Source organism: uncultured Polaribacter sp. (genome assembly GCF_947495205.1).
Classification (GTDB): Bacteria; Bacteroidota; Bacteroidia; order Flavobacteriales; family Flavobacteriaceae; genus Polaribacter.
On the sequence record NZ_CANLXV010000049.1, the window covers coordinates 1 to 296 of the forward strand.

At 29.4% G+C, this 296-nt stretch carries 1 protein-coding gene; it reads right to left on the reverse strand.

Annotated features, from left to right (window positions below; all coding sequences use genetic code 11):
• On the reverse strand, positions 1-218 hold a 218-nt coding region (locus Q0762_RS13950), incomplete at its 3' end, for an integrase core domain-containing protein (RefSeq protein WP_298767750.1).
• Positions 219-296 lie beyond the last annotated feature (78 nt).

Sequence of the window (296 nt, forward strand, 5' to 3'; positions counted from 1 at the left end):
TTGTATTTGATATTTGGGTTTTGATGAACTTCGCTTGGTTTTCTTAAATCCAGACTACAATGTGCTCTTAAATGATTGTAAATATATACAGCTTGTATTGCTGTTTTTTCAGCTATATCTGTATTTTTTAACGTTTTCCTTAAACCGTATTCATATTTTAAAGTTCTATTGATTCTTTCTGCAATTGCATTTTCATATGGGTCATACTGTTCAGTCATATGATTTTAATTCCATTTTTCTTAGCAAACTGGGTGTATTTAGGGTTACAATATTGAAAACCTCTATCAGAATGATGT